The 7,593-nt window shown below is 39.1% G+C and carries 9 protein-coding genes; 2 read left to right on the plus strand and 7 right to left on the minus strand.

Annotated features, from left to right (window positions below):
* Nucleotides 1-98: 98 nt before the first annotated feature.
* The 3 genes from DXD06_RS15095 to DXD06_RS15105 all read right to left on the minus strand — a co-directional run bounded on the left by DXD06_RS15095 (nt 99) and on the right by DXD06_RS15105 (nt 2,738).
* Nucleotides 99-551 (minus strand): hypothetical protein, encoded by a 453-nt coding sequence (locus tag DXD06_RS15095; protein ID WP_117832884.1) that lies wholly within the window; start codon nt 549-551, stop codon nt 99-101.
* A gap of 183 nt (nt 552-734) precedes the next feature.
* Nucleotides 735-2,033, minus strand: a complete 1,299-nt coding sequence (locus tag DXD06_RS15100) for a tyrosine-type recombinase/integrase (protein WP_012744117.1) — start codon at nt 2,031-2,033, stop codon at nt 735-737.
* A gap of 84 nt (nt 2,034-2,117) precedes the next feature.
* Nucleotides 2,118-2,738: a helix-turn-helix domain-containing protein gene (locus DXD06_RS15105; protein ID WP_005604344.1), complete on the minus strand. Its 621-nt coding sequence runs from the start codon at nt 2,736-2,738 to the stop codon at nt 2,118-2,120.
* Nucleotides 2,739-2,913: 175 nt separating this feature from the next.
* Between DXD06_RS15105 and DXD06_RS15110 the strand changes: the two genes are divergently transcribed.
* Together DXD06_RS15110 and DXD06_RS15115 are read left to right on the plus strand one after the other, a co-directional pair.
* Nucleotides 2,914-3,144: a helix-turn-helix domain-containing protein gene (locus DXD06_RS15110; protein ID WP_005604346.1), complete on the plus strand. Its 231-nt coding sequence runs from the start codon at nt 2,914-2,916 to the stop codon at nt 3,142-3,144.
* Nucleotides 3,145-3,495: 351 nt separating this feature from the next.
* The gene (locus DXD06_RS15115) at nt 3,496-5,022 is read left to right on the plus strand and encodes a MobA/MobL family protein (RefSeq protein WP_005604347.1); all 1,527 of its coding nucleotides are present in this window, start codon (nt 3,496-3,498) and stop codon (nt 5,020-5,022) included.
* Between the two features lie 85 nt (nt 5,023-5,107).
* Here DXD06_RS15115 and DXD06_RS15120 read toward each other — a convergent pair whose 3' ends face one another.
* From DXD06_RS15120 to DXD06_RS15140, 4 genes are all read right to left on the minus strand, one after another.
* Nucleotides 5,108-5,794, minus strand: coding sequence for an SdpI family protein (locus tag DXD06_RS15120; protein WP_005604349.1), 687 nt, complete (start codon nt 5,792-5,794; stop codon nt 5,108-5,110).
* The gene (locus tag DXD06_RS15125) at nt 5,791-6,060 is read right to left on the minus strand and encodes an autorepressor SdpR family transcription factor (RefSeq protein ID WP_005604351.1); all 270 of its coding nucleotides are present in this window, start codon (nt 6,058-6,060) and stop codon (nt 5,791-5,793) included. The genes DXD06_RS15120 and DXD06_RS15125 overlap by 4 nt, the downstream gene beginning before the upstream one ends.
* 257 nt (nt 6,061-6,317) lie before the next feature.
* Complete coding sequence (locus DXD06_RS15130) at nt 6,318-6,557, minus strand: DUF6061 family protein (RefSeq protein WP_005604353.1); 240 nt, start codon at nt 6,555-6,557, stop codon at nt 6,318-6,320.
* 302 nt (nt 6,558-6,859) lie between these two features.
* Nucleotides 6,860-7,333: a GNAT family N-acetyltransferase gene (locus DXD06_RS15140; protein WP_055261844.1), complete on the minus strand. Its 474-nt coding sequence runs from the start codon at nt 7,331-7,333 to the stop codon at nt 6,860-6,862.
* Between the last annotated feature and the right edge of the window lie 260 nt (nt 7,334-7,593).

Genomic DNA, 7,593 nt, shown 5'->3' on the forward strand with positions numbered 1-7,593 from the left:
TTAAAAACATACTATATAGGAGCTTTATTGTCAAGAGTTTATATGTCTTAATAGGTAAATTCCGTTTTTTTCAATTCTCCAAATTGGAATTGTTCTGCTTAGTTTGGCAACTCGCTTTCTTCAACGGGAACTGCCTCTAAGTCAGTGTTGCTCCAATAAGAGCTAATATCTGCACTTGTAAAGTATTCAAAATTATCTGTGGAAGATTTCAGATTGCCTGTCTTTACTCCATAGCAGCCATAAATCAGTTCATAACTTGTTCCATCAGAAAGGTTAAATCTGAAACTGGTTATCTCTGCTCCAGCGGTTTCCTCTACTTCTTTGAGTTCCAGGGATAGCCCCTCAAACATATCATACAAGTTCTTTATGGTTTCTTCGGCAACAATGACCTTCTTTTCTGCTGACACAGGTGCTCCAACAAAGTGATACATTTCTATATTTTCAACATCACCTACCTCAAAAGGCAAATCAATATTGACTGTCTTGTTGTTGCACCCAACCAAGCCAAGCACACAAACCACTGCTAAAACTAATGCCATCAACTTTTTCATACAATCAACCTCCTTCGTCAAATTCCGATTTCTCAGTTTCAAAAACTGGAATTTATCTATTAACTCTCTTAACTTTCCCCTATTTTCAAGGCTTCCCGCCATTGAAAATTCTATATATGTATCCTTTTCCCTTGTTTTTGCCCTTATGGGATAATTACAAGGGAAAATTCATTATTCAGTTGTTTAATCGTTGCCTGCCACTTTATCAAGAAGTCTTGCGGAAGTCCGCTTTGCTTCCCTTGTAGCATGGGCATAGACATTCATGGTGGTACTCACGTCTGAGTGTCCTAACAGTTCCTGCACATCCTTAGGCTGAGCCCCGTTGGATAAGAGGTTTGTCGTGTAGGTATGCCTCAGTGTGTGGAAATGGAAACCTTCAAGCTCCGGTACTTTTCTTCCTGCTGTCCGGCAGGCTGTTTCTATGGTTGCCGGAAGTTCCAGACAACCATCCTCCCTTAAGCATACAAAGAAGATTTCGGTGTAATCTTCCGGCACATTCTCTGTCATTCCCAAATGATAATACTCGTAATGCACCCGATTCTTTTCCATTACTTCTCTGTAAAAATTCCGCTGGTAGAGTTCCCCATACTGAAAACGGTTTTTGTGCTGTTCCTTTTTTGCATTCCTCAAAATATCTGCGAGGGTATCGCCAAAGTCAACAACCCTGATCTTTTTCCACTTTGTCGGACCGATTTCGTGCTTATGGGTAGCACCATTGTAGCGGATGCTCCTGCGTACAGTGAGATACTGTTCTTCAAGGTTGATATCCTGCCATGTCAGACCTGCTACCTCTCCAAGTCTGAGACCTGTAAAGTATGCTATCTGAACCGGAAGAATCGCATCCCCACTTCGTTTTCCAAGCTGTTCAATCAGTTTCCGGTACATTTCAAAGGAAAGCGGTTTAACCTTGTCTCTGTCTGTGGCTGTTTCATCCGCAAACAAATCTGTTTCTTCCTTTTTATGCCTCATCACCACATACTGCATTGGATTGAAGGTAATAAACTGTTTCGGAAATACCGCAAACCGGAATGACTGTTGCAATACTGCTGAAAATGACCTTACATAATCAATGGAATATCCTTTTGATATAAAATCTCCCACAGTGCCTCCAAATGAGAGCAAATCCATAAACTCCTGCAGGTGTACCGAAGTCACCGTTTTCAGTTTCCTTTTGCTGATAGGGTGTTGTTTGATTCTCCCAATTGTCTGAAGATAATTGCCAACCGTTCCATTACTCAATGTGCCTGTCTTTAATTCTTCCTCAGCCCACAGGTCAAGCAACTCTCCGAGTGTGATGTTTTCAGCCTTTGCAACAAACCGCTTGGCTTCATAATCCTCCATTGCCTGCCTCAACAGCTTTTCCGTCTCGCTTTTGTTTTCCGTACCTGCAAATTCCTTCTGCACCAGATTACCGCTTGCATCTTCCACATAGAAGCGGTAGTACCATTTCTTGCCTTTCTTTCTTACAGAACCTTTTGCCATAATCGTTACTCCTTTCGATATCGACAATCGGAACTGATGAAATGCTTTCTGCGTGTAAGTATATCATAACTCCGGTTGTCTAATCTATACCGGTTCGGAGTCTTTCTCTGAAAGAAGATTTGCAAGCCTTACGGCTGCCGTTTCGGGATTCTTGGAATAGAGCCTTACAATGTCGCCCATGTCGTTCAGTGCGTTTACCGTATGGGTGATTTCCCTAAGGAACATAATCTCATTATATTCCTGATTGGATTCAAACCCCATTACTTTTGCAATTGTGGCATCTTCCGTATTCCCTTTAAAATTCTTACAGGCATATTGAAAGGAATCAACGAATAATTCGTATTCCTTCAACATCAGCAGCAGTAAATCTTTGGAAAAATCCGCTTCGTCTGCCTTCATATCATAAGGCAGTTTGGAGAGAATGGAAGTCATGGTATCACGAATCTGTAATTCCCTTTTATCCGTAACATCACTTGTCATTTCTTCCGTCTCGCCCTTCAGCCACTCCACTGATACATGAAGTGCTTCCGACAGACCATCCAGAACAAGCTTCTTGGTGTTGTCAATCGTTCCTGCCTCATACCGCTGTATGGTGGAAGCGGTAACTCCCATCTTTTCTGCTATATAAGGCTGGTTGACACCTAATTCCAGTCTGCGTTGTTTTGCCCTGCTACCGATTAACTTGCGTAATTCTTTATCTTTCATTCTGATACGCCTCCTTTTTCGGTATGGCTAAAGTATAACACAGTAAAAGTAGCATTGCAATATGCAAGTTAATAATTACTTTTAAAATTTCGTAACGCTTGACAAGAAGATATAAAAGTTATATAGTAGGCATAGTTACAAAATTGCATTATGCAATTCAAGAGGAGGTGTTTTAATGACAGAAGTGAAGATTGCACTGTCCATTGAGGAAGCTGCCGACTATACGGGTATCGGCAGAAATACCCTGCGGAAACTGGTAGAATGGAAAAAGCTTCCGGTATTGAAGGTAGGACGGAAAGTCCTTATCAAAACGGATATGCTTGAAAAGTTCATGACCGCCAATGAAGGCAGGGACTTAAGGGACAAAGGAAATGTCAGAGCTGTCACAAGAAATGTGACAAATTAAATAGGGACAGTCCTAAGACCATCCCTAAGGTATGTATCTGACCGAAGCCATGATATACCTACACGCAAATAGATTATACCATGTGCTTCCTCTAAGATACAACCGGAAATTTAAGAAGTGGGGAAGAAACTTTTTTATACAAGCCCTCGGCGTTTGAGAGCGAAATACACCCCTCGCACAAATCTTACGATTTGTACTCTGTGTATTTCGCCCTGCTGGGAGCTTTTCGCCGACAGGCGGATATGTTCGTAGACAGGCTACCTATGTAGCCTACTCACTTTCACATTAGAAAGTTTCCCATCCTCATTTCTTGCAGCTTCGTACTTGGCAGATACGGAAAGGAGGAAGCACATGCCAAGAAATTCATTTATTCAGATGACGAAGCTCCACAATGTCCGGGGAAGAATTTATTATATTTCAAGCCCAAAGAAGCAGGAAAATCTGTATGCGGTATATGAAACCACAGACCGTAATTTTTGGACTGACCTTGCAAAATATAATCAGGCAGAATTTAAAAAAAACGGTACGGAGGGGAAATGTATTGAGGCAAGGGAATTGATCATAGCCCTGCCGGAATCTTTTACGGAGTATCCTCCAGACAGACTGTTGCAGATATTTACAGACCATTTCAGACAGACTTACGGAACGGACTGTATCGCAGCCCTGCATCACAATAAGCGGAAAACCAACTATCACATCCATCTCATTTTTTCGGAGCGTACACTCTTGGAACAGCCCATAGAAAAGGTTGCCACCCGCAATATGTTCTATGACGAAAAGGGAAATCATGTACGCACCAAGAAAGAGATACTTGATGAAGAAGGAAATATCCGTAAAAGGTGTAAGGTGATTCACAAAGGTGAGGTATACGAAAGACAGATTTTCTCCATTAAGGATAAACACTTCAAGGCTGAAAATTTCCTTGATACCGTCAAGCAGGATTATACCAATCTTATCAATCAGTATGTGTGGGATAAAAGCCAGCGGTTAGAAGTTTTTGAGCGTGGCGGTATGTATCTTGCCACCAAAAAGATTGGTAAGAACAATCCGAAAGCCACCGAGATTGAGGCAGACAACAGTAAACGCACCTTGTGGAATCAGACTGTTGACAGAGCGATTGTAACGGGTGTTTCCAAGTCAGAAATCATGCAGATAAAAAAGGAACGGATAACGGACAAGATTGTGGAATCCGTATGGCTTTACGGAAACAGACCGAATCTGTTATCTTCCATTATCGGTACTGCCATTGCAGTATTAGAACTGTTAATCTCCAAAGTATTTCTCAAAACTCTGGAGCTTGCAGATAAAGTAATTTCCAAAGAGCTTGAAGCAAGACCGGAGAACACAGATTTCAAAGAGCAGAAAGCTGTACCAGAAGAAAGCAGAAAGCAGACAGATACACCAAAGCCTGCCATACCGCCAAGACCACAGCCATCACCGGAAGCAGTTTCTTACAAGCACTTATGCGAAATTTATCAAAAGCTGCAAGAACAGAATAAAGCAATTTTTGCACTCGAGAAACAGCGAAGTGACCTTGAAATTGAACTGTCCGACAGCAAAGGTATCTTCAAAGCAAAAAGGCGTTCCGAACTTTCAACAGAGATAGCCGGATTGGAGGAACGTATTTCCCGAATGAAAGCCCGATTATCCCATATCGTAAAGGAATACGGGTATCAGAATGCGGAAGCCTTCTACAAAGCATTTCATAAGTCAGAGACAGCTTATGGGGATTATCAGGACAGCCTTAAGAATTGGAAACAACGGTATGGAGAAAAGCCACAGTCTCTACACGATAGGCTTATATCTAAGAAACAGGACATAAAGGAGCGAGAGTTAACAAGACCATATTCTCCACCAAACCGTGGAAGGAGTAGATAACAAACGAAGGGAGGCAATTGCCTCCCTTCGTTTGTTATCTCTCCGTAAAAGACTGGAATTTCACCCTCTCGCATAAAGATACAAATTATTTTTTTATTTCCTTATCATATATCTTTTTTGAGTATACCACAGTTACAATTGTTGCTAATAATAAATAAATCAACATAAAGATTGTGCCAGTCATCCCACTTGTAAATACGGTTGTAATGATAGTCAATAACCCCGTAATAATAATACATATTGCACCAAAGCGGTTACTCTTTCTCCATGTATTATCATTGTGCATACTCCAAACGGTTCGAACTCCCACTACTGCATTTCGTTTTGCCTTTGTCATAAAATTTCCTAATACAATAAATATAATACCACACAAAATACATGAAACTTTTGCAATGTCAATAACCGCATGTTCACCACCTGCATTTGCCTGTATCCAAGAAGAATAAAGAATAAAATAATGCATAATCCCGAACATGATTGCTTGCGAAATTCCTACAACACATAATACCTTTGCAGAAGATTTTGCTTCCATCTGTTCCTTTTCTGTATTTGCATTTTTTGATTTTTTCTCAAACACATAGATTAGCAAGTGCCAAAACAGTGTAATAAACAAAATAATTACCGGAAAAATAAAGCTTTCTGTTTTACTTCCCCATCTGTCAGTGTTTCCCTCCAAGTCATGATGCATAGGTATAATATCAGGCATAAACTGTAGTACAACACTTGTAACTACAACTGGTATCATTGCTACTATCCACATTATTTTTTTCATACTTTTTTTCCTCCAAACTGGTTAACCCATATAATTAATTCATCGAAAACCGTAGTGTTGATTTCATAATAAACAAAGTTTTTCTCTTTATATTCAGATATCAAGTCTGCGTTTTTAAGTAATTTTAAATGATAAGAAAGAGCAGCCGGTGTAATCTGTAATTTTTCAGCAATCTCTCCGGCATTTAATCGTTCATTTCTCAACATAATAAGAATGTCTCTTCGCTGGCTATCTGCCAATACTTTAAAAATGTTAGTTTCTCCCATATCTTTTACCTATTTAAAACTTTCTTTAAATAGATTTTAGCATGCTATTTGTTTTTGTGCAAGAACTATTTAAAAATAATTTTAAATAGAGGGGATACACTGAAAAATCAATGTGTCCTCTCTATTTACCTTAAGGCAAAATTCAAACATCTAGAAACTTAAGATTCCTGCCTCTTATTATGGAATAACCGTACGTTCTATATATTTTTCTGGAATTTTTAGTACTAGACCTCTATCATGATATTATATTAGCAAAATCACCACGTATCTAAACGATCCTCTGCATCAACCCATACTTGCATTTCTCCATCCAAGTATAATCTTGCATATTCTAATGGATTATCAATAGCCAAAGCATTCAACGAACACTGGGAGCCGGGAGTAGTTCTCAATCCTTCCTCTGCCTTATTGCAATCAATTCTAAGCACTACATTTTCAAACGTGGTTACATCTATGCTATTACATTGCGGATTATATCTTGCATAAATCAATCTCATATCTTATCTGTCCTTTCCTTAATTTTCTAAAAGTTTTGAAAGCATTTCAATCCGTTCTTCCTGCCATTTTCATTTCATGTTATAATTTGTTACTGGATTTTCTTTCCCTTAATTTTGCCCTTGTGAGCATTCGTAACATGAGGGAAAAGGATATAACACAAGGGAAAGCGTAAGGGCAAACTCACTCGCTACAAATTTAGCATTTTCAAGGGGTTGCGGACTTCACGAGGATAAGATATAACAGTTAATAAATGTTATGAATTAAGTCAAATCAAAACTGGAAATTGTCGAGTTCTTTTCCGTTACAATTCTTTCATCATGCACAATGATTCTGGCATTGAAACATAAGGACCATAATTATCCATTTTATTAAATCCTACTTTTCGGTATACATAACACGATTCTTGTAGCAATTCTCCAGTTTCAAGAATCATTTTCCTATATCCTAGTTCTTTCGCCCACTCGATTAATTCAAGAACTAGCTTGGTTCCTATTCCTTTTCCTTGGAATTCATCTCTGACAAATACTCTTTTTAACTCGGTTGCATTGTCGATATCACCGTACTGATATTCTCTAATTGCTCCAGCACCAGCGACTTTTCCATCAACATACACAACTACAGCCTCTTTTATCTCATCAAGCTGATTATACTGTTTATATTTATCTCTTTTTATAACTCTTCCTACTCGCCTATCTAAATCCATATCTAATAACTGACAGTTCTCGATAAAGTCTTTATTTGTCCCAGTACATCTAATAAATTCAATATCGGCCATATATAAACACCTCCTATGTGAAGAAAATTGGAATTTACCAAATCGTCAAATTCCGATTGAACAAAATCGCTGCGCGATGGCCTGCCAAGGCTGTGGCGCAGTTTTATTTTTATTAAAAAGCAGTGGAATTACTTTCCATAATCCGTTATTGTTAAGTTACCACACGAAACAACTGAACTAAGAAAGCTCCACTGCCTATGATAAGAATAACATTTTTCAGTCTCTTCCGCAATCGGAATTATGACGCTAATGCACCTCCG

The organism is Roseburia sp. TF10-5, from assembly GCF_003462365.1.
GTDB lineage: Bacteria > Bacillota > Clostridia > Lachnospirales > Lachnospiraceae > Roseburia > Roseburia faecis.